A 25,860-nucleotide genomic window follows, 5' to 3' on the forward strand; every position below is an offset into this window, starting at 1 on the left:
CAAGACTTGTTTGCGGTAACATGACGCGTTTGAGGAGAGCTAGACCAATGCGACGCCTGAGAAGTGTAAAAATCGTGGCAACGCTGGGGCCGGCGTCCAATGACTATGATACAATTCGCGCTCTGCACGAGGCAGGTGCAGATGTTTTCCGCCTGAATATGAGCCATGGCAGCCATGATGAGATTTGCGAACGCCACCGTATGATCCGTCAGGTTGAAAAGGATCTGGACAGCCCGATTGCAATTCTGGCGGACCTGCAGGGGCCAAAGCTGCGTGTGGGTGTATTTGCAAACGAAGCAGAAGAGTTAGTGGAAGGTGCCGCCTTCCGGCTGGATCTGGATCCCGCTGAGGGCGACAGCGACCGAGTTTGCCTGCCGCACCCCGAGATTTTCGCGGCTCTGGAACCCGGCGCACGCCTGTTGGTCAACGACGGGAAAATTCGTTTGATCGTTCAGGACTGCGGGCAGGATTACGCAAATTGCACGGTTGAGGTTGGCGGCACGATCTCGAACCGCAAGGGTGTGAACGTACCGGATGTCGTCTTACCGCTGGCGGCGTTGTCCGCCAAGGACCGTGACGATCTGGAATTTGTGTGTCAGTTGGGTGTCGACTGGCTGGCGCTCAGCTTTGTGCAGCGCGCTAAAGATGTCTTTGAGGCGCGTGCGCTGGCTGATGGCCGTGCCTCGATCCTGTCCAAGATTGAAAAGCCCGCCGCGGTTGAGGCGTTTGATGACATCCTCGACGCATCCGATGGGATCATGGTTGCGCGCGGCGATTTGGGTGTGGAACTGCCAGTGTCTGCTGTGCCGCCGATCCAAAAACGTTTGGTGCGCAAGTGCCGGGGTGCCGCCAAACCTGTGATCGTGGCGACCCAGATGTTGGAAAGCATGATCGAAAGCCCGATGCCGACACGGGCCGAAGTGTCTGACGTGGCAACGGCAATCTATGAAGGCACTGATGCGATTATGCTCAGCGCGGAGTCTGCTGCCGGTTCGTACCCGATCGAAGCCGTTCAAACGATGAACAAGGTCGCAATCGAAGTCGAAGCAGACCCGACCTACACTCAGATTATCGCGTCCTCGAGGACTGCAAAGGGCACCACGATCGCCGACGGTATCGTTGCTGCTGCACGCGAGATCGCCGAGAAAACAGATATCAAGGCGATTTGCTGTTTCACCCAAAGTGGAACAACAGCCCTTTTGACAGCGCGTGAACGTCCCGGTGTTCCGATCATTGCAATGACACCTGCCACAGGTACTGCGCGCCGCCTGTGCCTGACATGGGGCTGCCATTGCGTCATGACGCCCGAGCTTGAACGTTTCAAAGGCGCGGTGGTGAACGCCGCCCGCGCTGCGCGCGCAGGCGGTTTTGCCGCCGAAACTGATCAGATCGTGGTTACCGCAGGCGTTCCTTTTAACGTGCCGGGAACCACTAATATTCTGCGGATTGCTCCATGTGATGAACGGCTGATCTATAACACCGATCCAGGTTGATTTGCGGTCTGCGCACGGTTTTGCCTTAAAATTAGGCAAAAAATAAACAATAAAAACAAATGCTAAGGTGGTTGGGGGCTGAATGTTTCAGTTTCCCCTCTATTTTTCGGTGTTTTTCTTGGATACTGATGCACGTGGGCGGCCCTTTAAATCAGTTCCAGACTCCGGCTGCCCGACCCGGGGGCACGGGCCCCGGCATAATCAACAATATTGGAGGAACGTCATGACAACAAAGATTGTCATTGGGCTGGACGGGACAGAAACCGGAGAACGTGCGATTGCCTTTGCCAAGGATTTGGCCGGGCGTATCGACTCTTGTGAATTGCTGGTGGTTTACGTCATTGAATGGTCCCCTTTCACTTTCCAGACACCTGAGGAAAACGCTTTGCGCCACAAGCGACGCGAAGAAGAAGTCACGCTGGCCACGTCGCGGATCGTGACGCCAACAGTCGACGCGTTGACAAGCGCCGGTTTCAAAGCTCATGGCATCGTACGCCACGGCGATGTGGCCGAAACGCTCAATGCGATCACGCTTGAAAATGGTGGCACGCAGATCATCGTCGGCCGCGCTTCGGCTGACGGGTTCAAGAAACGGTTGTTTGGCAGCTCGACGCAGAACCTTGTGATGCATGCCGATGTTCCGGTCACGGTCGTGAACTGAGGGGAGGGACAAGAATGAACATTCAAAACAAATTGGGTCTTGCCACATTGACTGCCTTGGTTGCGGGACCTGCCGCAGCACAAGAAGCCGTTGGTTTGGACCAGAAAATCAACCAGGCCTTTGCCGATTTCACCGGGCCGTTCGTCAGCTTTATTTTCGCGCCTTTCCCAGGAACCGGGTTCCCTTGGATCGTTGGTTGGCTGGTCGTCGCGGCGACCGTGTTTACGGTGTATTTTGCCTTTGTGCAGCTTCGGTTCTTTAGCCATGCGATCAGCCTTGTAAAAGGCGACTATTCCGACCCCAACGACGCCGGTGAGGTTAGCCATTTCCAGGCGCTTGCTACGGCGTTGTCGGGCACGGTTGGCCTTGGGAACATCGCGGGTGTTGCGGTGGCCGTCGGCATTGGCGGGCCGGGTGCTACGTTCTGGATGATTGTCGCGGGCCTTTTGGGCATGGCATCGAAATTCACCGAATGTACGCTGGGCGTAAAATACCGCAACGAATACGAAGACGGCACCGTTTCCGGTGGTCCGATGTATTACATGTCCAAAGGATTCAACGAGTTGGGCCTGCCGGGCGGTAAGATACTGGCCGTTCTGTTCTCGATCTTCTGTATCCTTGGTGCGCTGGGCGGGGGCAACATGTTCCAGGCCAATCAGGCACACCAGCAGATCGCGGGCATCGTCGGCGATTACCCCGGCTGGATCACAGGCCTTGTCTTCGCAGGTATCGTCTTTGCGGTGATCGTCGGTGGTCTGAAGTCTATAGCAAGTGTGACTGAGAAGGTCGTGCCCTTCATGGGTGTCATGTATGTGCTGGCTGCTTTGGTCATCATCATCATGCATGCCGATCAGATCGGCTGGGCCTTTGGTCAGATCTTCGCAGGTGCCTTCACGGGCCTCGGCGTTGCTGGCGGCATGGTCGGAGCGCTGATCCAGGGCTTCCGCCGTGCGGCGTTCTCGAACGAAGCGGGCGTGGGTTCTGCGGCCATCGCTCACTCAGCCGTGCGGACCAAGGAACCGATCACCGAGGGCTTTGTCTCACTGCTTGAGCCGTTCATTGATACGGTCGTGATCTGTACCATGACCGCGCTGGTGATCATCATCACCCAGCAGCTGATCATTGATCCCGAAACCGGCAAGTACATGCTGAACGAAGCGGGCAATGCGATTGCAACCGTGGACGGCAACTCTGGCGTCAGCCTGACCTCGGCGGCCTTTGCAAGCGCCTTTGGCTGGTTCCCCTACGTTCTGGCGATTGCGGTGGTCCTGTTCGCCTTCTCGACCATGATCAGCTGGTCTTATTATGGCCTCAAGGCGTGGACCTACCTGTTTGGCGAAGGTCACACCAAGGAGCTGGTGTTCAAGATCATCTTCTGTGTTTTCGTTGTGATTGGTGCGGCGGCCAACCTTGGCCCGGTCATTGACTTTTCGGACGCGGCGATCTTTGCCATGGCGGTTGTGAACGTCTTCGCGCTCTACTTCCTGATGAAAGTGGTGCGGCAGGAGCTGGCATCCTACGCCGAGCGGCTGAAAAGCGGTGAGATCCGCAAGTTCGGCCACTAAACCAAACCACCGGGGCGGCGCGCGTCGCCCCGGTGCCTTACGGACCTTGCGAAAAGCGCAGATTCTGGTCCAAACCCCCTTGCCAGCATGATCGAACTTGCGTAAACGGCGCATCTGTTGCGTGACCGGCCGAGATGGCATGCCGAGTCGCGTTTGAAACCGAACCCGAGAATAGGAGACGGAAATGCCTAAGATGAAGACAAAGTCGAGCGCCAAGAAGCGCTTTAAGGTGACTGCGACCGGTAAGGTCCTTGCTGGCCAGGCCGGCAAACGGCACGGCATGATCAAGCGGACCAAAAAGTTCATCCGCGACGCCCGTGGCAACACCACCCTGTCCGCCCCCGACGCCAAGATCGTCAAGGGCTACATGCCCTACGACCGCTAAGAGGAGATTAAGAGATGTCCCGCGTTAAAGGTGGAACCGTAACTCACGCCCGTCACAAGAAGGTCATCAAGGCCGCCAAAGGTTACTATGGCCGCCGCAAGAGCACCTTCAAGGTTGCCCGTCAGGCCGTCGACAAGGCCAACCAGTATGCAACCCGCGACCGCAAGAACCGCAAGCGCAACTTCCGCGCGTTGTGGATCCAGCGCATCAACGCTGCTGTCCGTTCGCATGACGAGGCTCTGACCTATTCCCGCTTCATCAACGGTCTGAACCTGGCCGGTATCGAAGTGGACCGCAAAGTTCTGGCCGACCTGGCCGTACACGAACCGGAAGCGTTCGGTGCGATCGTCGCCAAAGCTCAGGCCGCTCTGACTGCCTGATCTTCTGGTACAGAGAGACAGTGAATGAAAGGCCGCCCCGTTTGGGGCGGCTTTTTTTTCGATGTTTTCTTGCAAAAGTAGTGCCGCTAGGATGAGGCCAGCTATTTGGGAATTCCAGCGTGCTTTATTACATTATTGGTTTTGCAGTATACTTTGGTTTATTTTTTGTCCTTCGACTGTTTATCCCCAGTAGAACTCAGTCCGATGGGTTGATTGCTTGGGGAATAGTTCTAGCGGCAGTTTGCGCTCTTTTCGCGTTTGGAATAACTAGAACTGTTACCGCAACCTTTCCTGATGGCATCTACCAAAACGCATTCGCGTATTTCGTACTTGTGCCAGCTGCAACTATTGGCGTGTGTATGGCTGTCGTCAGCATGATAGGCCAATACAACGGTAGGCCAATAATCCAAGGCTCTATCTTATTCGCAGCACTTCTTACTGGAATTGCCTCTGGTACTTCGTCTCACCTTTCTGCCGAACACAGCAAACAAGAAAAGGAAGATTACAGGGCTGAGATGGAGCTGACGAATGTGTCTGGAACGTTTGGTGAAAGCCGAGTGAGTATTCCGGTTTCGCCGCTTGTTTCGATAGGCACACGCTGTGATGTTGAGCGGGGAAACAGCGGTTTAAAGTGTAGCGCGAGTTTTGATCAGGCAAATACGTTTGAATACTTCTATGGTTTTGGTTTAACCGATTTGAATTTTTCCGCGCTCATCGTTTGGAATCCAGGCCAGGAATGCCGGATCAAGAGCAAGTGCGAACAGTTCAAGAACTGGTGCGCACGGCGACCAGATATGGCAGGCAACATCTGGTGCTGGTCTGACCGCAAGGTAAAAGTGGAGGTGAGAAACGACCGCAAGTACAAAAACGAAGAGGACTTCGATGTGCCACTGCTAAAACGGTCTAATCCGGTTGGGGCCCTCCGTATTCGGTGCCGCGAAGGATTGACTAAACCTTGGTGCCGCGCGCATTTTGAAGTCGCGCCGGACGTGCGTGCTATCGTTACAGTACAAGATATCGAAACGGGGAATGAAGAAGCCGTCGTTTTAGAAGCGGTGTCCTATGCTCAAAGCCTATGGGCGGAGATGACGAGTCACAAATAGCTTCAAGTAAGCTCTAGATGTCTTATATTGGCATTTTGTTACTCCTTCTTCACCAACTGCGCCGCAAAGGCCACGCCCGTTCCCGGACCTGCATAGGTCACCATGATCACGTCATCCAGATAGACCCCGTTGAATATCCCCGATGATACGTCATCGCCTGCTATCCCCGCCTCGGCCAGAACAAAGCGGGTGGGGTCGTCCAGGCTGAAGGTGCCCATCGCCTCTTCGACGATCCAATCTGTGTCGCCGATCCGAAGCCAGCGGTTGGTGGCGGTGATCAGGTTGCCGTCCAGCTTGGTGATCTCCAGCTCCATCTCGGTTTTCTGCAGGCCCTTGGCATGGTTCGGGTTCGATTTCGCGTAGCCCACGAGATATGTGCCATGCCACGCGCCCATGATCTGGGGGAAGCCGCTGCCGGTTTCGGCAAAAGCGGGCGCTAAAAAGGCAAGAAGGAAAGCGGCGAAGAAGGCATGTAGCATCGGAGGGCCTCCTGTCTGGAACAAAGACAGGCTATCCGAGTTCCGAGTTTTGGCAAGGTTTTGTTCGGCCACAAAAAAAAACCGGCGCGTTATGCGCCGGTTTTCATAGATTAAAGGCAGATCAGCCGAATACGCGGCCCAGGGCGCCATCAACCGCGTCGGTGATCTGGTCGATATCGTCCGGAGTGGCAATCAGCGCAGGCGAGAAGCACAGAGTGTTGTTCTTGCCCGGGACCGAGCGATTGGTCACACCGATGATTACGCCCTGCGCCATGCAGTCGGCCACAACTGCTTGTGCCATCTTTTCGTTCACCGGCTCGCGGGTGGAGCGGTCTGAGACCAGCTCGGCCCCTAGGAACAGGCCCTTGCCGCGCACGTCGCCGATGACCTTGTGCTTTTCCATCAGTCCCTGCAGGTTGCCCATCATGCGCGCGCCCATGTCGGTGCAGTTCTGTAGCAGGTTCTCATCCTCGATGATCCGCATATTCTCGATCGCCGCTGCCGGGCCGGCAGTGCAACCGCCAAAGGTCGAGATGTCACGGAAATAGTTCATCGGGTCGTCGGCATTGTCCTTGAACATGTCAAAGATTTCTTCGGTCGTAACCATGCAGGCAATCGCCGCATAGCCAGACGCCACACCCTTGGCCATGGTCACAAAGTCAGGCTTCACGCCGTATTGCTGATAGCCAAACCACGTGCCTGTGCGACCGATGCCACAGACGACCTCGTCGATATGCAGCAAGATGTCGTATTTATCGCAAATCTCCTGCACGCGCTGCCAATAACCCTCGGGGGCCTCGATGACGCCACCACCGGCAGTCACAGGCTCAAGGCACAGGGCACCTACAGTGTCGGGGCCTTCACGCAGGATGACCTCTTCGATCTGATCGGCGGCCCATTCGCCAAAGTTTTCCTCGGGCGCGCCGTTCAGCTCGTGCTTACGGTATTCCATGCAATGGGGCACGCGCACGAAATCGGGGGCAAAGGGGCCGTATTGTGCGTTGCGTTCATCCTGACCACCCGCCGACATCGCCGCAAGGGTCGAGCCGTGATAATCCCGGTCGCGATACAGAATCTTGGTCTTCTTGCCGCCGTATTTCTTATGGGCGATCTGGCGGACCATCTTGAAGGCTTTCTCATTCGCTTCAGAGCCTGAGTTCATGTAGTAGACGCGGCTCATCCCCGGCATCTTGCTGATCAGCTTTTCGGCAAAGATCGAGCCCGGGATAGACCCGGCCGAGTTGGCGAAATAGCACAGTTTCATCAGCTGGTCATAGACCGCCTTGCAGATCGATTCGCGGCCATAGCCCACGTTCACAGTCCAGACGCCACCGGACACGGCATCCAGATGTTCCTTGCCGTTCTGATCCCAGACGCGCATGCCTTTGCCTTCGACAATGATGCGCGGATCGTTGGTTTCAAAGGGCTTATGCTGGATCAGGTGGTGCCAGATATGGGCGCGGTCGGCCTCGACCACGCGGGAAAGATCGTTTTCGTTGAACGTGCCGTCCATGACATGTCCTTTCAGCAAAAGTGGGCGCGCAAGGTGCCTGAGGCCCCTGTGTTTTCGATGGCTCAGATCACCGCGAATGACCATCGGTAGATAGGGCCAGATTGCACCATCCCGTATTGCCAGTCTATGCCTGCGCCGTATTTCTACGGGTTTGTCAGAAACGTTTCTTTATGATCAAGTCGCGCATGCAAAAAAGAGGGAGGGTCAGCCAATGACAAAGACCAGCATTTATGAACGTCATTTGGACAAGAGCCGGGCGAACTATACCCCGCTGTCACCGCTGAGCTTCATAGAACGAACTGCACAGATTTATCCGGACTACCCATCTGTTGTGTACGGTGAACGCCGATATACCTGGGCGGAAACCTATGCGCGGTGCCGGCGAATGGCGGGTGCGCTGTCTGCGCGCGGCGTGGGCAAGGGTGATACGGTCTCGATCATAGCGGCCAACATTCCCGAGATGTACGAGGCGCATTTCGGTGTGCCTATGACGGGCGCGGTTCTGAATGCGATCAACACGCGATTGGATGCGCCAATCGTTGCTTTCATTCTGAACCATGCAGAGTCCAAAGTTCTGATGGTTGATCTCGAATTCTCGGGCGTTGTGAAAGAGGCCCTGACTCAGGTCGATCATGATGTGCTGATCGTTGATATCGTTGACCCCAGCTTTGAGGGCGGTGAAGCCTTGGGTTCATTGACATATGACGCGCTGCTGGCCGAGGGTGATCCGGAGTTCGCATGGTCCCTGCCAGATGACGAGTGGGACGCGATCACGCTGAATTATACGTCTGGCACCACGGGCAACCCAAAAGGCGTCGTATATCACCATCGCGGCGCGGCGCTGAATGCGCAGTCGGACATGCTGGATTGGAACATGCCGAAACACTCGGTCTACCTATGGACGTTGCCGATGTTCCATTGCAACGGTTGGTGTTTCCCTTGGGCTATGGCTGCAAACGCCGGGGTTTCGGTCTGTCTGCGCGCCGTTCGGGATGAACCGATCTATGCCGCTTTCCGGGATGAGAAGGTGACCCATTTCTGCGGTGCGCCCATTGTCCTGAACATGCTTGCCAATGCACCCGATCACCTCAAGGACTTTGACCATGAGATCAAGGTTATGACCGCAGGTGCCCCGCCGCCCGCAGCCGTGATCGAGAACATGGAGGGGATGGGTATCGAGGTCACGCACGTTTACGGCTTGACCGAAACCTACGGCCCTTCGGTCGTTTGTGCGTGGAAGGACGAGTGGAACAGCAAGGGCGCGGATGAACGCGCTGCGCTAAAGGTTCGGCAGGGCGTGCGCTATACAGCTTTGTCAGGGCTGATGGTCGCGGATCCAGAAACCCTCGAACCCGTTCCGGCAGATGGTGAAACCATGGGTGAGATATTTATGCAGGGCAATGTGGTGATGAAAGGGTATCTGAAGAACCCCGAAGCCACGGATAAGGCGTTCAACGGGGGATGGTTTGCGTCAGGGGACCTTGGGGTGATGCATCCCGATGGCTACATCGCGCTGAAAGACCGTTCAAAGGATATTATCATTTCGGGGGGCGAGAATATCTCGTCGGTCGAGGTCGAAGATATCCTTTATAAGCACCCCGCCGTGATGGAGGCTGCGGTCGTCGCCCGCCCCGACGAAAAATGGGGAGAGACGCCCTGCGCCTTTGTCGAACTCAGAGCAGGCGCAGAGGCCAGCGCGAAAGAGATAATTGCATTCTGCCGGGATAACATGGCGCATTTCAAAGCACCAAAGACCGTGGTTTTTGGCCCCTTGCCCAAAACCTCAACCGGAAAGGTGCAAAAGTTCAAGTTGCGGGATCAGGCCAGGGCGCTGGACTAAGCGCCCATCTGGTCAAAGATCGACAAGTCGAGGTCTAACATCTCACCCATCCAGACGGCGCGGTCGCGGTGGTCTTCCAAATGCTGGCCCGTTTCGGGGTGGGTGAAGATGGTCAAACCTTGTCTGTTCAACATCAACCAGGGAAGTACCTGATCCAAAGCATCAGCGCCAAAGGCCAACTGGCAGCTCCAACGCGGGTGTGGTCCGACGTTCTTGGCGTGCATTCTTCCCATTTCGACCGGGAAAAGGCGCGCGGCTTCCTCGCAGACCTGCCGGGCGGTGTCCTGTGTGTCAGCATCGAAATAGACATGGGCGTGATAGCCGGTGATTTCGGGCATCAAAACCTCCTTCATCCGTTTCGCCAAGCATAGCGCATATCGGCGGTGAATCCTATTTCACCTGACAAACAGACCCTGTGCAGCAGATCATACAGGCGCCACCTTGTCAGGATGCGCCGCAGCAAAGGCGGGGTGGCTTGCACAGGCTTTTTCGATAGCAAGGACACGGGGCAGGTCGGTCAGATCGACCTCCCATCGGCGGGCGTTGTACATTTGCGGGATCAGGCATACATCTGCCAGTCCCGGTTGAGACCCAGTGCAGAACGGGTTCTGGTCATGCGCTGAAAGCATTGCTTCAAAGGCAAGCAAACCGGGCCGGATAAAGTGGCGCATCCAGTCGCCCGGCATATCTTCGGCCTCTTGGTTCAGCGCAGTGGCATGGCGTGCAACCGACAGATTGCAGACAGGATGCAAGTCTACTGCAATCGACTGCGCCAGTGCCAGCGCTTGCGTGCGCATCGCTGGTTCCGACGGCAACAGCCCCAATCCGCGGGTCTGGTCCAGGTAGTCGATGATCGCCAGTGACTGCGTCAGGCGCAGACCGTCGATTTCAAGCACGGGCACCAGCCCTTGAGGATTTCTTGCAAGATGGTCTTCGGACTTATGCTCTCCTGCCACCAAATCGACCGAGACTGAACGATACGCGATGCCCGCCAGATTAAGAACGATGCGCACACGGTAGCTGGCAGAAGATCGCCAGTAGTCGTAGAGAACCGTGCCGCTCATGCGGGACTCCTTAGGTGTCAGCTGTCCTGCAGCTTGGCCGCTTTCAGGGCTTGTGACAACACGCCAGCGTCGCCGATATGGTTCGCCAGAACCAGCACCAGCCGTGCATTCAATGCGTCGCTGTCCGTTTTGTCCAGACCTTCATGCGCAGCCAGCAAGCCGGCATAGAAGTCATCAGCGCTTTCCAAATTGGGCGTCAGGATCAAATCGGTCATGGTGCTTACTCCTTCCCTGTCGCGCGACGGATCGCTTGCCGGAACGCGTTTTCTTCGAACGTATCGCGGCGTGCGGCGACATGTTGGTCCGGGCGGATCAGATAGACCGCACTGCTGGCGTCACCCAGATATCGGCGCTTGAGCTCGAGCGTCAGATCGTCTTTGGCCGACAGCGCCAGCCGCGTGACCTCAACACCACCCTCTTCAAGAAGCTCGGGTGCATCCGCATCGATCGTCAGCAGGGTAAATTTCCCCGCCAATAGCGGCAGCAGGAACTTATCGCCCAGCGGCGCATCCGGGCAAGCTGACCCGGGACGCGTAATTTCGGGACCGTTCAACGCGTCAGCAGAGTTCAAAGACGATCCGTCATACGTGCAGGCCGTGCTCAGGCGACCCGAGTTCACCAGCGGGCGGGCAAACTCATAATGCTCACTGAGGTCAAGCACCGCGTCCCGCAAAAGCCGCGACATCTCGGATTTGGGTGTGATGAAATCAGTGGACCGGGTCGAAGCTTGGATGTTTTCATCGGCAGCTTGCACCCGCTCGCGGCTGTAGCTGTCCAACAGTAACTCAGGGGCTTTACCGTCCAGTACCAGCTTCAGTTTCCAGCACAGATTGTCGGTGTCCTGTATCCCCGAATTGGCCCCACGCGCCCCGAATGGGCTGACCTGATGTGCGCTGTCGCCAGCAAACAGCACGCGGCGATAGCGGAACCGATCCATTCGTCGGCATTGGAACGTGTAGATCGACACCCATTCCAGATCGAAATCAACATCATCGCCCAGCATTGCCTTTAGCCGGGGAATCACGTTTTCGGGACGTTTTTCGCGCTCTTTGTCGATGTCCCATCCCAATTGCAGGTCGATCCGCCACACGTGGTCGGGCTGTTTGTGCAGTAGGGCAGATTGGCCGCGATTGAAGGGCGGATCGAACCAGAACCACCGCTCAGTGGGAAAGTCTGCATCCATCACCACATCGGCGATCAAAAAGTTGTCTTCAAAGACGCGCCCTTCAAAATCCAGCCCCAGCATACGACGCGTGGGAGAATGCGCACCATCACAGGCGATAAGCCAGTCGGCCTCGATGTTGTAGGGGCCCTCGGGCGTTTCCACCTCAAGCTTGACGTGGTCATCATGGGTGCCGATCGCCTCGACCTTGTTGCGCCCCCGAATTTCGATCGGGGCACCCTCGGCCTGCAGTGACCGAACCCTTTCGACCAGTATGTTTTCCAGATGGTATTGCTGCAGGTTGATAAAGGCCGGGTTCGCGTACCCCTTTTCCGGCTGCAGGTTAAACTCGTAAACCTTGCGGTCGTCGAAAAACACTTTGCCAGCATCCCATTGAACGCCGGTGTTAACCATCGGTGCGCCACCGCCCAGCCGGTCTGCGATATCCAGGGTGCGCTGTGAAAAACATATTGCCCGGCTGCCAAAGCTGACCTTGTCATTTTCGTCCAGCACCACAACCTCGACACCGTATTGGGCCAGGTCAATAGCGGCTGCTAAGCCAATCGGCCCGGCACCAACAACGATCACCTTATGACGTACCGGCGACGTAGCATCTTGATCCGGGCTGCGGTCATAAGCATAAAGCGGTGTCTCAAAGATCTTGTTCATGGGCTCTCCCCCGATGCTTTGGCGCAAACTGCTGCCCTCCGGCTTTACTTGACCAGAGGTCTCAACCGATGGTCTCAGCGTTTTTCCCGTGGCAAAACGATCTGGATCAAATGCGACCGTATGTCCCTAGCTTTGAAGGGCTTCCCACATTTCCAGATCGCGCTGGGCAGTCCAGATGCGAGGCGTGTCTATACCACGTGCCTCATCGTAAGCGCGGGCCACGTTGAAAGGCAGGCAGTGTTCATAAATCGCGTAATCCGAGAATTTTGGATCGCATTCGGCGCGAACGGCATCCCATGCTTCTTTCAGTGACCCGCCCCGGGCGGCTACTTTCGCTGCTGGACGATAGGTGCATTCAACGAAATCGCGCGTGTTTTCGATTGCCTTGTTGACCATGTCTTTGCCAATCAGGGCGTCCCCGCGTCCTGGTGCGATGGCATCAACGTCGAACAGCTTGATTTCGTCCAGAGTGTCACCCCAGTCGTTGAAATGCCCGTCACCGCAGTAGCAGGCCGAGTGGTATTCGACGATATCGCCTGTGAACATGACGTTCTGATCGGGCACGTGAATGACGATGTCGCCCGCCGTATGCGCACGACCGAGATGCATCAGGTCAACGCGACGATTGCCTAGATAGACGGTCATCGTATCGCTGAAGGTGGTGGTGGGCCACGTCAGGCCCGGAATGCTTTCATGCCCTTCAAAAAGGCGGGGAAAGCGCTGGAATTCGCTATCCCAGTCCTCTTGCCCGCGTTCCACGACCATCGCACGGGCCATGTCGGACATCAGGATCTGCTGAGCGCCAAAGGCGCTGGCACCCAGAACGCGTACCGCGTGATAGTGGGTCAGGGCCACATGCGTGATTGGCTTATCCGTGACCGAGCGCACACAGTCGATAACCTTCTGTGCCAAACGCGGGGTGGCCTGCGCCTCGATGATCATCACGCTGTCATCGCCAATGATCACACCAGAATTCGGGTCCCCCTCGGCAGTGAAGGCATACAGACCTTCGCCGACTTCGGTGAACGAGATGTTCTTTTCAGACATGTCCCCTTGGGACGCAAATGCCTTTGCCATGGAGAGCTCCTTATCGTGCGAAGGGGTTTTCTAGCGCGGGAAGAACTGTGCCGACGCAATCGCCGAAACCGATGGTATATCCGTCACCCCTGGCCGCGCCCGTCAGGGTGAGCGTGTCACCGTCTTCGATAAAACTGCGCGTCTCACCCGTGTCGAGGGTCAGTGGTTCCTTTCCGCCCCAGCTGAGTTCCAGCAATGAACCGCGCTCGGGTTTTGACGGCCCTGATATGGTGCCGGACCCCAGCAGATCGCCCGTATTCATGGGGCAGCCCGAGGCGGTGTGGTGCGCCAATTGTTGCGCGGCGGAATAGTACATCTCGCGGTAATTCGTGCGGGCGATGGTGGTGGATGGTTTGCCAGCGGGGGCCATCGTCACGGACAGGTCGATGTCATAGAGCATCGGCCCGCAATCCTTGAGGTGGTCCAACAGCTCGTATTCCCGGGCCGGTGTATCGCAGCGGAACGGCTCCAGCGCGGCTTTGGTCACAATCCAGGGGCTGATCGAGGTTGCGGTGGCCTTGGCCTGAAACGGGCCAAGGGGCTGGTATTCCCACGCCTGAATATCGCGCGCGGACCAGTCATTCAGCAGGACATAGCCAAAGATATTGTCATCCGCCTCCTGAACCGAGATTGGACCTTCGGACGGGGTGCCCACAATCGCGCCCATTTCAAGCTCGATGTCGAACCGGCGGCTGGGCAGCAAGGCGGGGCGATCGTGATCAGGGGATTTCAATTGCCCCCACGGACGACGGATGTCGGTACCCGAAACCACGACCGAGGATGCGCGGCCATTATACCCGATGGGAATATGCAGCCAGTTGGGCGGCAAAGCGTTTTCCGGTCCCCGGAACATGGTGCCGACATTCTGCGCGTGATGACGACCTGCGTAAAAGTCGGTGTATTCGCTGACGGCGAAGGGCAGGTGCATCTCGGCATCGCTTTGAGCGACCAGCAGGGCGCTGACTTTGTCTTGTTCGTCTGACCCTTCGGCCAGCAGTTTTGTCAGCCGCTCGCGGAACGCGGCCCACACGGCAGGGCCTTGCTCCATCAGCGGGTTCCAGAAAGGCAGGTCGAACAGCGGCTCATCGGTCAGGGTGATCAGCCCTTCGGCCTCGGCCGTTGTGACGTCAAGGATCATGTCGCCTATAGCCACGCCGCAGCGCGGCTCATCACCACCGGTTGAAAAGACACCATAAGGCAGGTTGTTCAGCGGAAACGGGTGGTTGGCATCATTGGCCGAAGCGACCCAGGATTTCTTCAGTGACATAGTGTCTCCAAACATTTGCCAGAGGCTAAGATTTTTCGTCGAAAAATCTTGGACCTCGGACGGTATTTATTTCTTGCCCGGGGTGCCGTCGAACTTTTTCTCGAGCGAGGTCCAGCAGTCAATGTAGTCGTCCTGCAACGGGGCCTCGTTGGCGGCAAAGGGGGTCAGGTGCTGGGGAAAGCGGGTTTCGAACATGAAGGACATGGTGTTGTCCAGCTTGTCCGGACCTAGGTTTGCATTTGACGCCTTATCGAACGCCTCGCGATCCGGGCCATGGGACAGCATCATGTTGTGCAGGCTCATGCCACCGGGAACAAAGCCCTGCGGTTTGGCATCATACTGGCCGTAGATGTTGCCCATCAGCTCGGACATGATGTTCTTGTGGTACCAGGGCGGGCGGAACGTATCCTCGGCCACCATCCAGCGTTCCCGGAACAGAACAAAGTCGATATTGGCCGTGCCGGGCTGCCCGGATGGGGCGGTCAGTACGGTAAAGATCGATGGGTCGGGATGATCAAACAGGATCGCGCCGACCGGACAATAGGTGCGCAGATCGTATTTGTAGGGCGCATAGTTACCGTGCCATGCGACCACATCCAGCGGGCTTTGGCCGATTTTCGTCGTGTGAAACTGCCCGCACCATTTGACGGTGACGGTCGAGGGCACCTCGCGATCCTGAAACGCCGCAACCGGCGCCTTGAAGTCGCGGGGGTTGGCCATGCAGTTGGCCCCGATTGGACCGCGGCCCGGCAGTTCGAATTTCTGACCGTAGTTTTCACACACGAACCCGCGCGCGGGGCCTTCAAGCACTTCGACGCGGTACACCAGCCCGCGTGGGATGATCGCAATCTCTTTGGGCTCAAGGTCAATGATCCCCAACTCGGTCGCGAAGCGTAGGCGGCCTTCCTGCGGGACCACCAGCAGTTCGGAATCGGCTGAGAAGAAATAGTCGTCGACCATCGACTCGGTCACCAGATAGACATGACTGGCCATTCCGACCTGAGTGTTCACATCACCCGCTGTTGTCATAGTCCGCATACCGGTCAGCCACGTGAGGCCTTCGTCGGAGTGAGCGACCGCGTCCCAGCGATACTGCCCCAGACTTATCACGTCGGGATCAACACACGGCGCGGATTTCCAGTACGGCAAGTCGATCTTTTCATACCGATGAGAATGTTTGACCGATGGTCTGATCCGGTAACACCACGTCCGCTCAGGCGGATTGGCGGTAAAGGCAGTACCGCTGAGCTGCTCTCCGTAAAGGCCATAGTTGCAGCGTTGGGGGCTATTCATTCCTTGCGGCAGCGCGCCGGGCAGGGCTTCGGTTTCAAAGTCATTTCCAAAGCCCGGCATATAGCCTGCGTGTGTGCCCACGGGGCTGCTGGCTTGGGTCAATTTGTGCGGATCAGTCGGACGGTTCATCCTGTGCTCCTTTCATTTGCTGGTTGTGAAATAATAGTTGATTTTGTAACTAACAAGCATGCCAAAGCCTGAATCCCCCAAAAATGATGAGTTTAATCTGCAGGATTTCCTGCCCTACCTGCTGAACCGTGCCGCCGAGGAAAGCAGCCTGGAGTTTCAGCGCGTTTACAAGGATCGGTTCGGGATGTTGCGCACCGAGTGGCGAGTTCTGTTCCATCTGGGGAATTACGGCGAAATGACTGCAAAAGAGATTGGGGAGCGCGCGCGTATACACAAAACGAAAATCAGTCGCGCGGTTAGCAAACTGGAACACCGCAGATACTTGATCCGATCACAAAGTGAGGCAGATAGAAGGGTCGAGAATTTATCGCTGACACCAGCGGGCCGTGCGGTCTATCGCGAACTTCGTACAACCGCCCGGCAATATGATGCAAAACTGGCGGGCATGTTCAGCCAAGAAGAAGCATCCCTTTTGCGTGCAATGCTCAGGAAACTAGCTGATATGGGATGAACACTGGTAAAATCGCGTAAGCGCCCCCAGATGACATCTTAATCTGACACAGGAATATTAAATGACGGCCACGGATACTATCGCGGCGAAATCTACAGACCTTATCAATTGGCTTGTCTCGCGCGGCCTAGAGGGTGCGGGTAAAGAAGAGCTTTTAGACGGGTATTGCAATCAGTTGGTTGAACTAGGCGTTCCCCTGATGCGCTTTCATGCGGCCCAATCGGTATTGCACCCGATTTATGGTGGTACGGGGTACAGCTGGTATCAGGATCGCGGCGGCGACTACCAGAAATTCGAATATTCCGAAGAACCCAGCAACGATTGGCAAAGCAGCCCCTTGTTTGCAATTCTGAACGACGATCTGGACTTTATCCATGAACGTATCGTTGATCAGAATGAGCCCAGCCGATACCCGTTGATCAATGATCTGCGCGAAATTGGGGCGACTGATTACTACGCAACTGGCGTAACTTTCGACGCGCCGACCCACAACGCCGGGCCAGACGCGAAACGACCCGTGGACGGAGTTTTACTGTCTTGGACGTCGAACGCGCCGGACGGGTTTCAGGAAGATGATCTGGAGTTGATCAATTCCGCCCTACCGCATCTTGGGTTGGCGTTGAAATCAGCATCCAGCGCCCGGGTGTCACGGGATCTGATGCGCGTTTACCTAGGCCGTGACGCCGGGCGTCGCGTGTTGGCGGGTGAAATCCGGCGCGGGTCTTTGCAAGAGATCGACGCGGTCATCTGGAATTTCGATCTGGAAGGCTTCACAAGCCTGTCCGAAGAACTTCCCGGTGCCGATATCATTGAGATGCTGAACGATTACCTCGCTGTTGCGGTCGGTGTCGTTCATGAAAATGGTGGCAACATTCTCAAGTTCATGGGCGATGGCCTGATGGCGATGTTTGACCTTGGCGAGATTGACGAAGACGCGCGGGCTGCTTTGAAGGCAGTTCCGATGTTGCAAAGCCGTATTGCAACGCTGAACGAACAGCGCGCCGCAGCGGGTCTGCGCGTTGCCAATTTTACCCTGGCGCTGCACTCGGGCGAAATTCTGTATGGCAATATCGGTTCGGATACGCGCTTGGACTTCACGGTAATCGGTCCAGCCGTTAATCAAACAGCTCGAATTGCCGGAATGCACCGATCTTTGGGTCAGCGCATTCTGATCTCAGACGACGTCGCGCGGGCGGGGCATCCGGTTAGTCAGGAACTCATATCGGTCGGCCGGTACATGCTGCGTGGCGTGCCCGAACCGAAAGAGTTGTTTACGGTCTACAACCCTTAAAAGTCGATCTCTACGCCCGGCAGGTTCAGCTCTTTCATCATATCCCGCAGCTCTTGCCGTGCTGCAATGTTCGAGATGTTCAGTTGCTTGACGCCGATGTCCTTTAGATCCAGCAAGGTCAGGCCGCGCGGGAACAACTCGCGAAAGATAACCCGTTCGGAAAAGCCTGATGCCACCCGGAACCCGATCCTTTGCGACAACATCTCGATCGCGCGCTGCATCTTTTCCTTGTTGACCATGCGCTGTGTGCCGACGCGGTTGCGGACGACCACCCAATCAATAGGTTTCAATCCTGCTTGGGCGCGCAACTGGCGCGCGTTCCAGACCATTTCTGAATACACTGACGGACCCAGGATTTTTTCACCCTTGGAGTCGATCCGCGCCAGCAGGTCAAAGTCAATAAAGCTGTCGTTGAGCGGGGTCACCAGCGTATCGGCCAGCGAATGCGCCACTTGGCTTAGGCGTGTATGTGAGCCGGGGCAGTCGATCAGAATGAAATCGCTGTCGCTTTCCAGTTCGGCCACGGCGGCGGACAGACGATGGTCATAGATGTTTTCGCCCGGTTTTAGCTTGGTCGCGTCTATTTCGGGTAAGTCATGGTGCCGAGGGCTCGGCAATGTCAGGTCCGAGTTCTTCAGAAAGTTTGCGCGGTTTTCAAAGTAACGCCCCAGGCTGCGCTGTCGCAGGTCCAGATCCAGGGTGCTGACCTTGTGACCCAACCGGGCGAGCGCGGTCGCGACGTGCATCGAGACGGTCGATTTGCCTGCGCCGCCTTTCTCGTTCCCCACTACGATGATATGTGCCATGCCTGTATTCCCAAGTCCCGCCGTGTTTGACCACACGTTGTTAGGCACCACTATATGTTGTGGAGGCGTCGAAGGGAAGGACCCCAAGCGCCAACATTACGCATTATCCAACCCTGTTGCGAAAATTCCGGAGGAACATGCCGCGCTTGTCAAACAGCAGGCAGTGTTTCACTGTGAATGCAAGGTGTTTGCTAAGGAGACTGCGTTGGAGCATCTGTTTCTGAATGTTCTGAACGTAGTGCTACCGGTGCTGATTTGCGCCGCAATCGGCTATATTCTGGCAATTACAAAGGCTCCGTTTGACAACAAAGTCATTGGCGGGATCGTATCGCGGGTCGGGTATCCCACGTTGATCATTTCGCATCTGTCGGCCACCAGTATTGCTATCGGCACCTTTCTTAATGTCATGGCCGCTGCGGCGTTGGCCATTGCGGGCTTTGGTGTTTTGGGCTTTGCCGCGCTAAAGACCATGGGTTTACCTGTTCGTGCGTTTCTGACCCCATTGATGCATGGAAATGTTGGCAATATCGGGTTGCCAATCACTCTGCTGGCGCTGGGCGACGCGGGGATGGCCTACACAATGGCATTTGTCGTGGTCGTTTTGATCAGCATCTTCACCGTAGGGATGTGGATTCCGGCGGGAGAATTTTCACCCAAAAAACTCGCGACTTCGCCAATACTGTATGCGGTCGCCATTTCACTTGTCCTGATGGCCACCGGTGTCAGCTTACCTCAACCCTTGGCCAAATCCTTTGACATTCTTGGCGGGCTGTCGATCCCCCTGATGCTACTGACACTGGGCCATACACTTGCGGGGCTACGGATCAACAGGTTGGGCCGGGCGGTGGTGCTGACCTTGCTGCACCTGCTGATGGCTGTAGCGATCGCAAGCGTACTGGTCTGGACATTCGGCTTTACCGGGGCAGAACGCGGAGCGGTGATTTTGTGCTGTCTCATGCCATCCTCGGTGGCCACTTATCTGTTCATTGATCAGCACATGCCTGAATACGGCCCGGATGTTGCGGGGTTTATCCTGGTGTCGACATTAACCACGATCATCGCACTGCCTGTTGCGTTGTCTTATTGGATATAGGCTGCGCTATTGCGTGGCTTCTGCTAAGGTATTGAAAAGTCCTGATCTGGGATCGTGGACGAATTTAGGAATTGGTGATGTCGAAAGAGAATTCTGGGGATTCCGGCGCTCGCATTGTTTTGGCGATGACAGCAATTTGCATGATGGTTGTTGGTTTCAACACAACCGCCGTTGCCACCATCCTGCCAAACCTGAAATCTGAATTCGATCTGACGCCGTCCGGTTTGCAATGGGTGATGGCGATTTACACCGTCGCCAGTGCAACCCTTGTGACAATTCTCAGCCGCCTTAGCGACATAGCGGGCAAAATGGGTGTTTTCTTTTTTGGCATGATCATTTTTGCGGTCGGGTCCGCATCTGTGCTGTTGGCGCAGGATTCAATCATGCTGCTGTTTGGTCGGGCCGCGCAGGGGGCAGGGGGCGCGGCATTGTTTGGCACTTCGCTATCCTTGCTGACGGCCGCAACGCCCGAAGAGGAACGCGCCAAGGTTGTCGGTGCGTGGGGAGCAATTGTTGGACTAGCGATTGGGTCTGGCCCAATCGTCGGAGGCGCGTTTGCGCATTACATCAATTGGCGGGCGGTTTTCGCGACGGACTTGATACTGCTCGCGGTGGCTTTTGGAATTGGTCTGCTGGTCAGAAAACGCAAATACGTACCGGATACGCGCTTGGTGGACGCCAAGTTTGACTATCTCGGTGCAGTTGCAGTGGTGCTGTTCCTTGGGCCATTGTCCTTTGCGCTCAGCAACGGTGAAAGTGCGGGGTGGCGCTCTCCCATCACGCTAACGGCGTTGTGTGTTTCGCTACTGGCAATGATCGGCCTTATCCTATCGGCACGCCGGAGCGATGACCCCCTGATCGAGCTTCGCTATCTCCGCCACCCCAGGTACCTAATGGCAGCAGCCGGGATGTTCGTGACCGGCTTCACGTTGTTCGGGTTCTTTGTCTATTTCAACACTTTCGTGCAATCTCCGGATGCATTTGGATACAGCTCGATCGGAGCGGGTCTGGCATTGATGCCGTTGAGCTTGAGTATGTTCGTGATCTCGGTAACCGCGCCTCGTTTCCTTGCGCCCTACAGTTTTCAGTGGCCAGTGACGATTGGGCTTGGTCTGATATCTGTCGGGTTCCTGTTGCTCATGACCACGTCAAACACCACGCAATATGCCGAGATTTGGTGGAAACTGATGGTCCTTGGGATTGGTTTGGGGATTTGCTTTTCGCTGCTTCCGCGGCTGGGATTACGCCTTTTGCCTGATGACCATGTTGGGCAGGGATCAGGGGTGATCAATGCCTGTCTTTATTTTGGGGCAACACTGGGTGCCGTGGTCTGTGGTCTGGCAGAGGCTATTACAACCCGACGCGGGCTATCAGAAGTGATTGATGCCTTGCCCAGCGGGTCTACTCAGCGCGACGATCTTGCGCACGCGCTGGCTCATGGTTCTCCCAGCGATATTCAGCAATTGCTTGCTGGGCTGGACCCTGCAACAAGCACCACGCTCGCCAATGCATTGCGGGATTTGCAGGATAACGCCTTCGACAATGCTATGATGGTTGCCGCGTTTGCCGCCCTTTTGGGCGTGGCATTGGCGCTGTTTTTGTTACGCGGACCAGTGCCGCCCCTTCACAGTGCCGCCGAGTTGACGCGATCGTCGGAACCGTCCGGTTAGCCGCCCAGATACACGCCATCCCTGGGGCGATAGAAAATCTTCTGATCATGCAACTTGCCCAACAGGTCGTGAACGCCGCGCAGGTTGTCTTCGCGCGCCTTTTGCGCTTCGGCGGTTTCGTCCAGGTCGATCTGTGATAGCGATGCCGCCATACCGCGCAGTGCGGTTTCGATCAGATCCATATCTTCGATGGAAAGTTCGAACATTTCATTGAATTGGGGCATCTCAATTTCTCCGTCCGGTCCAGGCAGTGTCTCAAACAGCTTAACACTTCTAGCCCTGATGGGGTACGTTTTGGCGTGCAGCAACAAAAAAGGCCGCCCCGGGTCGGAGCGGCCTTTCGCATTTCAATGGGGTCAGGCTTAAAAGCCCAGACCTTCGTATTTCTTCTTGAACTTCGACACGCGGCCGCCGGCGTCCATCAGACGCGACGAACCACCGGTCCACGCAGGGTGCGAGGAGGGGTCGATTTCCAATGCCAGCTGGTCGCCTTCGGCGCCCCAGGTGGATTTCATCTGAACCACGGTGCCATCGGTCATTTTGACGTTGATGACGTGATAATCGGGATGGATGTCTTTTTTCATCTTTCCGCTCCTTACGCCTCGGCGCCAGCCTTGGGCTTGTAGTTGGTGACTTCTGCGATACGCGCGGATTTACCACGGCGCGAGCGCAGGTAGTACAGTTTGGCGCGACGAACGCGGCCACGACGGACAACGGTGATGCTGTCGATGTTGGTCGAGTGCAGCGGGAATACACGCTCCACGCCCTCGCCAAACGAAATCTTACGGACGGTGAACGAACCGGCGATGCCGCTGCCACCTTTGCGCGCGATGCAGACGCCTTCGTAGTTCTGCACACGGGTACGCGACCCTTCGGTCACTTTAAAGCCGACACGGATGGTGTCACCGGCTTTGAAATCGGGGATGTCTTTCCCCAGGGCGGCAATCTGTTCCGCCTCAAGCTGTGCGATCAGGTCCATCGCATTTACTCCTATATGCTCGTGGTTGGTCCACGAAGTTTGGGCACGGGCTGAGAGCTCTTGGTCTTCACCGGGTCCTGCATGCAGCCCGCCAGAGTTCAGATCGAATGTTCCTTTTGCTCGGTTCACCGTGCTGCGCCTTGGCCGAAGAAAGCGGGGCGTCACAACATGGTTCAACCAAAAACACCGGAGTCGCGCAGGACGCGGCACCGGATTGCGGTCGTTTAGGGAATTTGAAGGCAGGGATCAAGCCTTAATTGCCTTGGTTTCGGCAGAAAACGGTGGGTTTCCGCCGTTCGCCAACTGCGCAGTTGCCTTGTTTGGGTGATCGGGCATTCTGATGGCAATTACAAGAGCAGTCATTTGAGCAGGAACATGTCATGCGCACCGCGTTGATGCTGACCCTTGCGGCCTGTGTAGCCGTTTCTTGTGGTCGCGGCAGCCCTCCGCCGCAGCAGGTTGAAGCCAAGGCTTTTCTGGAAACCACATCGCCGTCGGTAATTTTCCCGAAGTTTGGCGATGCTGACCCCCATGACTGGGACGGTCGCCATCCTGGCCATTACCCAGTGCACGGGCTGGATGTATCTCGTTGGCAGGGGCCGATAGATTGGCAAAAAGCCAAGGCATCGGGCATCAGCTTTGTATTTATCAAAGCGACCGAAGGCGGGGACGTTGCCGACCCCATGTTCGCGAACCATAGTAGCGGGGCCAAGGCCGCAGGCGTGCCCTGGGGGGCATATCACTATTACTATTTCTGCCGCCCCGCGCGCGAGCAGGCGCGGTGGTTTATTCAGAACGTCCCCAAGGGATCTGACCTTCCGCATGTTTTGGATATGGAGTGGACACCCCATTCCAAGACCTGCACCCTGCGCCCGGACGGCGCGACCGTGCGGGCCGAGGCGCAGCGTTTTCTGGATATTTTGGAACGCCATTACGGCCGCCGTCCGATTGTTTACACCACCGTGGACTTCTATGGCGACACCGATATTAGACGCCTCCCCAAAACCGAGTTTTGGTTAAGATCGGTCGCGGGGCATCCGCGCAATGTCTATCCCAAAGCGATCTGGCGGTTCTGGCAATATACTGGAACGGGCTTGGTACCCGGTGTGCAGGGGCCGGTGGACATCAACACCTTCAACGGTCCGCCCGAAATCTGGGCCAGATGGAAAGAGGGTTAGTCGCGCGACTTTTGATACCTGTCCCAAAGGTCCGGCCTACGCTCACGGGTGATCTCTTCCGAGGTCTCGTGTCGCCACTTTGCGATGCGGCCGTGGTGGCCCGACATCAAGACGTCGGGGATGGGGCGCCCTTTCCATTCCGCTGGTCGTGTGTATTGGGGGTGTTCCAAAAGCCCCGAGGAAAAGCTTTCTTCTTCGGCTGAGGCCTGATTGCCCAAGACACCGGGGATTAGTCGCACGGTGGCATCGATCAGCGCCTGTGCAGCGATCTCACCCCCGGTCATGACGAAATCACCCAACGAGACTTCCTGAACGCCGTAATGCTCTAACACACGCTCGTCCACGCCCTCGAACCTACCGCACAGCAAGGTCATTCCATCGCATCGCGCCAGGTTTTGCATCATCTGCTGGTCCATCCGGCGACCACGCGGGCTAAGATAGATGAGCGGCCAATTTCCTTGAACGCCAGCCATCGTCTGTTCAATCGCTTCGCCCAAAACGTCCGCGCGCAGAACCATGCCCGCGCCACCGCCCGCCGGGGTGTCATCCACATTACGGTGCTTGCCAACGCCAAACTGGCGCAAATCAACAGTTTCCAACTGCCACAGCCCTTCCTGCAGGGCTTTACCGGTCAGGCTTTCGCCCAACACCCCCGGAAAAGCGGTTGGAAAAAGCGTGATGATCTTGGCTTTCCAGACCCCATGCAAATCCGGCGTAGGCGTCAGCAATTCGCGCGGTTTCAATGTTGGACGGATTGCCTTGCGTCCGTGAGATTTCGAGGGCTTGTCGGTCATGGCGTCCCAATCAGCGCCCGCTCGGCGCGTTCCACTACGGCAGCCTTTTGTTCGATTAGCGCAGCTTCGTCCAGACGAGAACGGTTCAGGTCCAACAATTCGGCCAAAACATCCTCGGGCAGTCGTGGGTTGGCTTTGGTGGGGGGAACCAGCAGCTTGGCCTTGTTGCGCGGCAAGGCAAGGTAATCGGCAAACGGAGCGCCCGGACCGAAACGTCGAAGCTGCAGGTCCTCCAGCCATTCCGTCATAACTGTAACTGTGGGCAGTTTTTCTCGGATCAGTTCGACTGTGGCCTGCATGGAGGGCAGGTGTTCTGTACTTTCGCGAAAGGTGTCGAAATCCTGAACTTGCCGCATCCGCTGCAAGTCATGCGCCCATAAACTGCGCAACCAGCCACCTCGCTGACGTAAAGACAGATAAAGTGTGATCTCGATGTCTTGCCCTGAAAAATGCTGCCGGATCGTGTCGACCAAGCACGCTGCAAGATCCGGGGCCGCAGCATATCCTTGTTCAAGGTTTTGGCTGGGCCTCAGTCCGGCAAAGTTTTCCTCGCTAACAAGCAATCCACGTTTTTCGCCGAAATCCAGCGTGTCCAGAAAATCGCGCATTTGGCTGCCAAACTCGGACAGAGAGCCAACCGTGCCGTAAACCGAATGGTTCGTGGCGGCGCGCGACAGGCCCGAGTTGCGGGTGCGGTAAGGTAAGACCAGCGCGAAATGAGGCCAGATCAACGCGCGGTTTTCGAAAAGAAAAGACTGCGCTGCCGTCGTGCCTGTTTTGTGTAAACCCAGATGCAGCAGAACACGCCGCATTAGATCAGCCCTTCGGGAGGGTCGGCGATAATACGCCCTTTGTCCAAGTCGACGGTCGGCACCACGTCGAGTGTAAAGGGCAAAAGGACGGTAGATTTCAGACCGGGGCCGTGCAGTTCCAGCAAATCCGCCGCGCCGTGGTTTTGGACAGACTTAACCTGTCCCAAAAGGGTTCCGCCCGTATCATAGACCTCAAGCCCGATCAGGTCCGTGTGGTAGAATTCGTCATCGGGTAAGGAAGGTAACTGGTCGCGGCGTGCAAAAAGGCGCAGGCCTTTCAGGGCGTCTGCTTCTTCTTTGGTTTCGACGCCGCCCAACCGCGCGGCAAATCCGTTTTTGATCGTGCGGGTCAGGACCAGAGGGTAACGTTCGGCACCCGCCTCATCGGTCAGGGGCGAATAGGCTTCGATATCTTCGGGGATGGCGCAATAGCTTTTAAGGCGCACTTCACCGCGTACGCCGTAAGATCCTGCAATACTACCCACGCAGATCAGATCACTCATTTGGTTCATCCACTGTCACACACAGCCCGTCCTGCCATTGTCCGCGCAACTCGCACGCTTCGCGTTGGTTCGAGCGCTCGAAGAACACGCCCACAATAAAGGCGATCATCAGCAGGATGGGAAGCCGTATCAGCCCGAACATG

Annotated in this window: 29 protein-coding genes; 12 read left to right on the top strand and 17 right to left on the bottom strand. The window is 56.5% G+C overall.

Annotated features, from left to right (window positions below; translation table 11 throughout):
* Positions 1-47: 47 nt before the first annotated feature.
* The 6 genes from pyk (at position 48) to ACR0BD_RS14590 (ending at position 5,587) form a co-directional block, all read left to right on the top strand.
* On the top strand, positions 48-1,493 hold the full coding sequence (pyk, locus tag ACR0BD_RS14565; protein WP_480831504.1) for a pyruvate kinase: 1,446 nt from the start codon (positions 48-50) through the stop codon (positions 1,491-1,493).
* Between the two features lie 223 nt (positions 1,494-1,716).
* On the top strand, positions 1,717-2,154 hold the full coding sequence (locus ACR0BD_RS14570; RefSeq protein ID WP_480698699.1) for a universal stress protein: 438 nt from the start codon (positions 1,717-1,719) through the stop codon (positions 2,152-2,154).
* A 14-nt stretch (positions 2,155-2,168) separates the two neighbouring features.
* Positions 2,169-3,719, top strand: a complete 1,551-nt coding sequence (locus tag ACR0BD_RS14575; protein WP_480831506.1) for an alanine/glycine:cation symporter family protein — start codon at positions 2,169-2,171, stop codon at positions 3,717-3,719.
* 184 nt (positions 3,720-3,903) lie between these two features.
* Positions 3,904-4,104, top strand: coding sequence for a 50S ribosomal protein L35 (gene rpmI, locus ACR0BD_RS14580; protein ID WP_010443552.1), 201 nt, complete (start codon positions 3,904-3,906; stop codon positions 4,102-4,104).
* A gap of 14 nt (positions 4,105-4,118) precedes the next feature.
* Positions 4,119-4,484 carry a 50S ribosomal protein L20 gene (gene rplT, locus ACR0BD_RS14585; protein WP_152457001.1) on the top strand — a complete coding sequence of 122 codons (366 nt, stop codon included), beginning with the start codon at positions 4,119-4,121 and terminating at the stop codon, positions 4,482-4,484.
* A gap of 119 nt (positions 4,485-4,603) precedes the next feature.
* Positions 4,604-5,587 (top strand): hypothetical protein, encoded by a 984-nt coding sequence (locus ACR0BD_RS14590; protein WP_480831508.1) that lies wholly within the window; start codon positions 4,604-4,606, stop codon positions 5,585-5,587.
* A 38-nt stretch (positions 5,588-5,625) separates the two neighbouring features.
* Here the strand turns inward: ACR0BD_RS14590 and ACR0BD_RS14595 are convergent, their stop codons facing one another.
* Both ACR0BD_RS14595 and ACR0BD_RS14600 read right to left on the bottom strand, forming a co-directional pair.
* Entirely contained in the window at positions 5,626-6,138 is a 513-nt protein-coding gene (locus tag ACR0BD_RS14595; protein ID WP_480831511.1) for a hypothetical protein, read from the bottom strand.
* A 49-nt stretch (positions 6,139-6,187) separates the two neighbouring features.
* A complete protein-coding gene (locus tag ACR0BD_RS14600; protein ID WP_480831512.1) occupies positions 6,188-7,579 on the bottom strand; it encodes an aminotransferase family protein in 1,392 nt (463 codons plus the stop codon).
* A gap of 211 nt (positions 7,580-7,790) precedes the next feature.
* On the opposite strand from ACR0BD_RS14600, the gene ACR0BD_RS14605 reads away from it, so the two are divergent.
* The gene (locus ACR0BD_RS14605; RefSeq protein WP_480831514.1) at positions 7,791-9,419 is read left to right on the top strand and encodes an acyl-CoA synthetase; all 1,629 of its coding nucleotides are present in this window, start codon (positions 7,791-7,793) and stop codon (positions 9,417-9,419) included.
* Here the strand turns inward: ACR0BD_RS14605 and ACR0BD_RS14610 are convergent.
* From ACR0BD_RS14610 to hmgA, 7 genes are all read right to left on the bottom strand, one after another.
* Positions 9,416-9,757, bottom strand: a complete 342-nt coding sequence (locus ACR0BD_RS14610; protein WP_480831516.1) for a DOPA 4,5-dioxygenase family protein — start codon at positions 9,755-9,757, stop codon at positions 9,416-9,418. The two genes, ACR0BD_RS14605 and ACR0BD_RS14610, sit on opposite strands and share 4 nt — an antisense overlap.
* An 87-nt stretch (positions 9,758-9,844) precedes the next feature.
* Positions 9,845-10,483 carry a maleylacetoacetate isomerase gene (maiA, locus tag ACR0BD_RS14615; protein ID WP_480831518.1) on the bottom strand — a complete coding sequence of 213 codons (639 nt, stop codon included), beginning with the start codon at positions 10,481-10,483 and terminating at the stop codon, positions 9,845-9,847.
* Between the two features lie 17 nt (positions 10,484-10,500).
* Positions 10,501-10,698: a DUF2783 domain-containing protein gene (locus ACR0BD_RS14620; protein ID WP_480831520.1), complete on the bottom strand. Its 198-nt coding sequence runs from the start codon at positions 10,696-10,698 to the stop codon at positions 10,501-10,503.
* A 5-nt stretch (positions 10,699-10,703) separates the two neighbouring features.
* Positions 10,704-12,314: an FAD-dependent oxidoreductase gene (locus ACR0BD_RS14625; protein ID WP_480831522.1), complete on the bottom strand. Its 1,611-nt coding sequence runs from the start codon at positions 12,312-12,314 to the stop codon at positions 10,704-10,706.
* Positions 12,315-12,440: 126 nt separating this feature from the next.
* Complete coding sequence (locus tag ACR0BD_RS14630; protein WP_480831525.1) at positions 12,441-13,391, bottom strand: MBL fold metallo-hydrolase; 951 nt, start codon at positions 13,389-13,391, stop codon at positions 12,441-12,443.
* A 10-nt stretch (positions 13,392-13,401) separates the two neighbouring features.
* Complete coding sequence (gene fahA, locus ACR0BD_RS14635) at positions 13,402-14,658, bottom strand: fumarylacetoacetase (protein WP_480831527.1); 1,257 nt, start codon at positions 14,656-14,658, stop codon at positions 13,402-13,404.
* A gap of 66 nt (positions 14,659-14,724) precedes the next feature.
* Complete coding sequence (gene hmgA, locus ACR0BD_RS14640; protein ID WP_480831530.1) at positions 14,725-16,080, bottom strand: homogentisate 1,2-dioxygenase; 1,356 nt, start codon at positions 16,078-16,080, stop codon at positions 14,725-14,727.
* 58 nt (positions 16,081-16,138) lie between these two features.
* Between hmgA and ACR0BD_RS14645 the strand changes: the two genes are divergently transcribed.
* A complete protein-coding gene (locus ACR0BD_RS14645) occupies positions 16,139-16,591 on the top strand; it encodes a MarR family winged helix-turn-helix transcriptional regulator (RefSeq protein ID WP_480698677.1) in 453 nt (150 codons plus the stop codon).
* Between the two features lie 61 nt (positions 16,592-16,652).
* Complete coding sequence (locus tag ACR0BD_RS14650; RefSeq protein WP_480831532.1) at positions 16,653-17,882, top strand: adenylate/guanylate cyclase domain-containing protein; 1,230 nt, start codon at positions 16,653-16,655, stop codon at positions 17,880-17,882.
* Here the strand turns inward: ACR0BD_RS14650 and ACR0BD_RS14655 are convergent.
* Complete coding sequence (locus ACR0BD_RS14655) at positions 17,879-18,688, bottom strand: division plane positioning ATPase MipZ (protein ID WP_480698673.1); 810 nt, start codon at positions 18,686-18,688, stop codon at positions 17,879-17,881. The genes ACR0BD_RS14650 and ACR0BD_RS14655 overlap by 4 nt on opposite strands.
* Positions 18,689-18,893: 205 nt before the next feature.
* On the opposite strand from ACR0BD_RS14655, the gene ACR0BD_RS14660 reads away from it, so the two are divergent.
* Both ACR0BD_RS14660 and ACR0BD_RS14665 read left to right on the top strand, forming a co-directional pair.
* Complete coding sequence (locus ACR0BD_RS14660) at positions 18,894-19,781, top strand: AEC family transporter (protein WP_480831535.1); 888 nt, start codon at positions 18,894-18,896, stop codon at positions 19,779-19,781.
* Between the two features lie 77 nt (positions 19,782-19,858).
* The gene (locus ACR0BD_RS14665; RefSeq protein ID WP_480831539.1) at positions 19,859-21,451 is read left to right on the top strand and encodes an MFS transporter; all 1,593 of its coding nucleotides are present in this window, start codon (positions 19,859-19,861) and stop codon (positions 21,449-21,451) included.
* On the opposite strand, the gene ACR0BD_RS14670 is transcribed toward ACR0BD_RS14665, so the two are convergent.
* The 3 genes from ACR0BD_RS14670 to rplS all read right to left on the bottom strand — a co-directional run bounded on the left by ACR0BD_RS14670 (position 21,448) and on the right by rplS (position 22,430).
* Positions 21,448-21,675, bottom strand: coding sequence for a hypothetical protein (locus ACR0BD_RS14670; RefSeq protein WP_480831541.1), 228 nt, complete (start codon positions 21,673-21,675; stop codon positions 21,448-21,450). The two genes, ACR0BD_RS14665 and ACR0BD_RS14670, sit on opposite strands and share 4 nt — an antisense overlap.
* Positions 21,676-21,813: 138 nt before the next feature.
* Positions 21,814-22,035, bottom strand: a complete 222-nt coding sequence (rpmE, locus tag ACR0BD_RS14675; protein WP_170428949.1) for a 50S ribosomal protein L31 — start codon at positions 22,033-22,035, stop codon at positions 21,814-21,816.
* An 11-nt stretch (positions 22,036-22,046) separates the two neighbouring features.
* Positions 22,047-22,430 carry a 50S ribosomal protein L19 gene (rplS, locus tag ACR0BD_RS14680; RefSeq protein WP_170328369.1) on the bottom strand — a complete coding sequence of 128 codons (384 nt, stop codon included), beginning with the start codon at positions 22,428-22,430 and terminating at the stop codon, positions 22,047-22,049.
* 380 nt (positions 22,431-22,810) lie between these two features.
* On the opposite strand from rplS, the gene ACR0BD_RS14685 reads away from it, so the two are divergent.
* Positions 22,811-23,608 (top strand): glycoside hydrolase family 25 protein, encoded by a 798-nt coding sequence (locus ACR0BD_RS14685; protein WP_480831544.1) that lies wholly within the window; start codon positions 22,811-22,813, stop codon positions 23,606-23,608.
* Here the strand turns inward: ACR0BD_RS14685 and trmD are convergent.
* From trmD to ACR0BD_RS14705, 4 genes are read right to left on the bottom strand one after another with little or no spacing between them, the layout of a single operon-like run.
* Positions 23,605-24,402 carry a tRNA (guanosine(37)-N1)-methyltransferase TrmD gene (gene trmD, locus ACR0BD_RS14690; protein WP_480831546.1) on the bottom strand — a complete coding sequence of 266 codons (798 nt, stop codon included), beginning with the start codon at positions 24,400-24,402 and terminating at the stop codon, positions 23,605-23,607. The genes ACR0BD_RS14685 and trmD overlap by 4 nt on opposite strands.
* Complete coding sequence (locus ACR0BD_RS14695; protein WP_480831549.1) at positions 24,399-25,214, bottom strand: hypothetical protein; 816 nt, start codon at positions 25,212-25,214, stop codon at positions 24,399-24,401. Before ACR0BD_RS14695 ends, trmD begins: the two co-directional genes overlap by 4 nt.
* Positions 25,214-25,717, bottom strand: coding sequence for a ribosome maturation factor RimM (gene rimM, locus ACR0BD_RS14700; RefSeq protein WP_480698660.1), 504 nt, complete (start codon positions 25,715-25,717; stop codon positions 25,214-25,216). The genes ACR0BD_RS14695 and rimM overlap by 1 nt, the downstream gene beginning before the upstream one ends.
* Positions 25,710-25,859, bottom strand: coding sequence for a hypothetical protein (locus ACR0BD_RS14705; RefSeq protein ID WP_480698658.1), 150 nt, complete (start codon positions 25,857-25,859; stop codon positions 25,710-25,712). The genes rimM and ACR0BD_RS14705 overlap by 8 nt, the downstream gene beginning before the upstream one ends.
* Position 25,860 lies beyond the last annotated feature (1 nt).

The sequence above is a fragment of the Ruegeria sp. G5 genome (assembly GCF_056533365.1).

Excerpts from the sequence above, each read along its gene's own strand:
- pyk (WP_480831504.1), top strand. The coding sequence starts at position 48 with ATGCGACGCCTGAGAAGTGTAAAAATCGTGGCAACGCTGGGGCCGGCG.
- ACR0BD_RS14570 (WP_480698699.1), top strand. The coding sequence starts at position 1,717 with ATGACAACAAAGATTGTCATTGGGCTGGACGGGACAGAAACCGGAGAA.
- ACR0BD_RS14575 (WP_480831506.1), top strand. The coding sequence starts at position 2,169 with ATGAACATTCAAAACAAATTGGGTCTTGCCACATTGACTGCCTTGGTT.
- rpmI (WP_010443552.1), top strand. The coding sequence starts at position 3,904 with ATGCCTAAGATGAAGACAAAGTCGAGCGCCAAGAAGCGCTTTAAGGTG.
- rplT (WP_152457001.1), top strand. The coding sequence starts at position 4,119 with ATGTCCCGCGTTAAAGGTGGAACCGTAACTCACGCCCGTCACAAGAAG.
- ACR0BD_RS14600 (WP_480831512.1), bottom strand. The coding sequence starts at position 7,579 with ATGGACGGCACGTTCAACGAAAACGATCTTTCCCGCGTGGTCGAGGCC.
- ACR0BD_RS14605 (WP_480831514.1), top strand. The coding sequence starts at position 7,791 with ATGACAAAGACCAGCATTTATGAACGTCATTTGGACAAGAGCCGGGCG.
- ACR0BD_RS14610 (WP_480831516.1), bottom strand. The coding sequence starts at position 9,757 with ATGCCCGAAATCACCGGCTATCACGCCCATGTCTATTTCGATGCTGAC.
- maiA (WP_480831518.1), bottom strand. The coding sequence starts at position 10,483 with ATGAGCGGCACGGTTCTCTACGACTACTGGCGATCTTCTGCCAGCTAC.
- ACR0BD_RS14620 (WP_480831520.1), bottom strand. The coding sequence starts at position 10,698 with ATGACCGATTTGATCCTGACGCCCAATTTGGAAAGCGCTGATGACTTC.
- ACR0BD_RS14625 (WP_480831522.1), bottom strand. The coding sequence starts at position 12,314 with ATGAACAAGATCTTTGAGACACCGCTTTATGCTTATGACCGCAGCCCG.
- ACR0BD_RS14630 (WP_480831525.1), bottom strand. The coding sequence starts at position 13,391 with ATGGCAAAGGCATTTGCGTCCCAAGGGGACATGTCTGAAAAGAACATC.
- fahA (WP_480831527.1), bottom strand. The coding sequence starts at position 14,658 with ATGTCACTGAAGAAATCCTGGGTCGCTTCGGCCAATGATGCCAACCAC.
- hmgA (WP_480831530.1), bottom strand. The coding sequence starts at position 16,080 with ATGAACCGTCCGACTGATCCGCACAAATTGACCCAAGCCAGCAGCCCC.
- ACR0BD_RS14645 (WP_480698677.1), top strand. The coding sequence starts at position 16,139 with ATGCCAAAGCCTGAATCCCCCAAAAATGATGAGTTTAATCTGCAGGAT.
- ACR0BD_RS14650 (WP_480831532.1), top strand. The coding sequence starts at position 16,653 with ATGACGGCCACGGATACTATCGCGGCGAAATCTACAGACCTTATCAAT.
- ACR0BD_RS14655 (WP_480698673.1), bottom strand. The coding sequence starts at position 18,688 with ATGGCACATATCATCGTAGTGGGGAACGAGAAAGGCGGCGCAGGCAAA.
- ACR0BD_RS14665 (WP_480831539.1), top strand. The coding sequence starts at position 19,859 with ATGTCGAAAGAGAATTCTGGGGATTCCGGCGCTCGCATTGTTTTGGCG.
- ACR0BD_RS14670 (WP_480831541.1), bottom strand. The coding sequence starts at position 21,675 with ATGCCCCAATTCAATGAAATGTTCGAACTTTCCATCGAAGATATGGAT.
- rpmE (WP_170428949.1), bottom strand. The coding sequence starts at position 22,035 with ATGAAAAAAGACATCCATCCCGATTATCACGTCATCAACGTCAAAATG.
- rplS (WP_170328369.1), bottom strand. The coding sequence starts at position 22,430 with ATGGACCTGATCGCACAGCTTGAGGCGGAACAGATTGCCGCCCTGGGG.
- ACR0BD_RS14685 (WP_480831544.1), top strand. The coding sequence starts at position 22,811 with ATGCGCACCGCGTTGATGCTGACCCTTGCGGCCTGTGTAGCCGTTTCT.
- trmD (WP_480831546.1), bottom strand. The coding sequence starts at position 24,402 with ATGACCGACAAGCCCTCGAAATCTCACGGACGCAAGGCAATCCGTCCA.
- ACR0BD_RS14695 (WP_480831549.1), bottom strand. The coding sequence starts at position 25,214 with ATGCGGCGTGTTCTGCTGCATCTGGGTTTACACAAAACAGGCACGACG.
- rimM (WP_480698660.1), bottom strand. The coding sequence starts at position 25,717 with ATGAGTGATCTGATCTGCGTGGGTAGTATTGCAGGATCTTACGGCGTA.
- ACR0BD_RS14705 (WP_480698658.1), bottom strand. The coding sequence starts at position 25,859 with ATGTTCGGGCTGATACGGCTTCCCATCCTGCTGATGATCGCCTTTATT.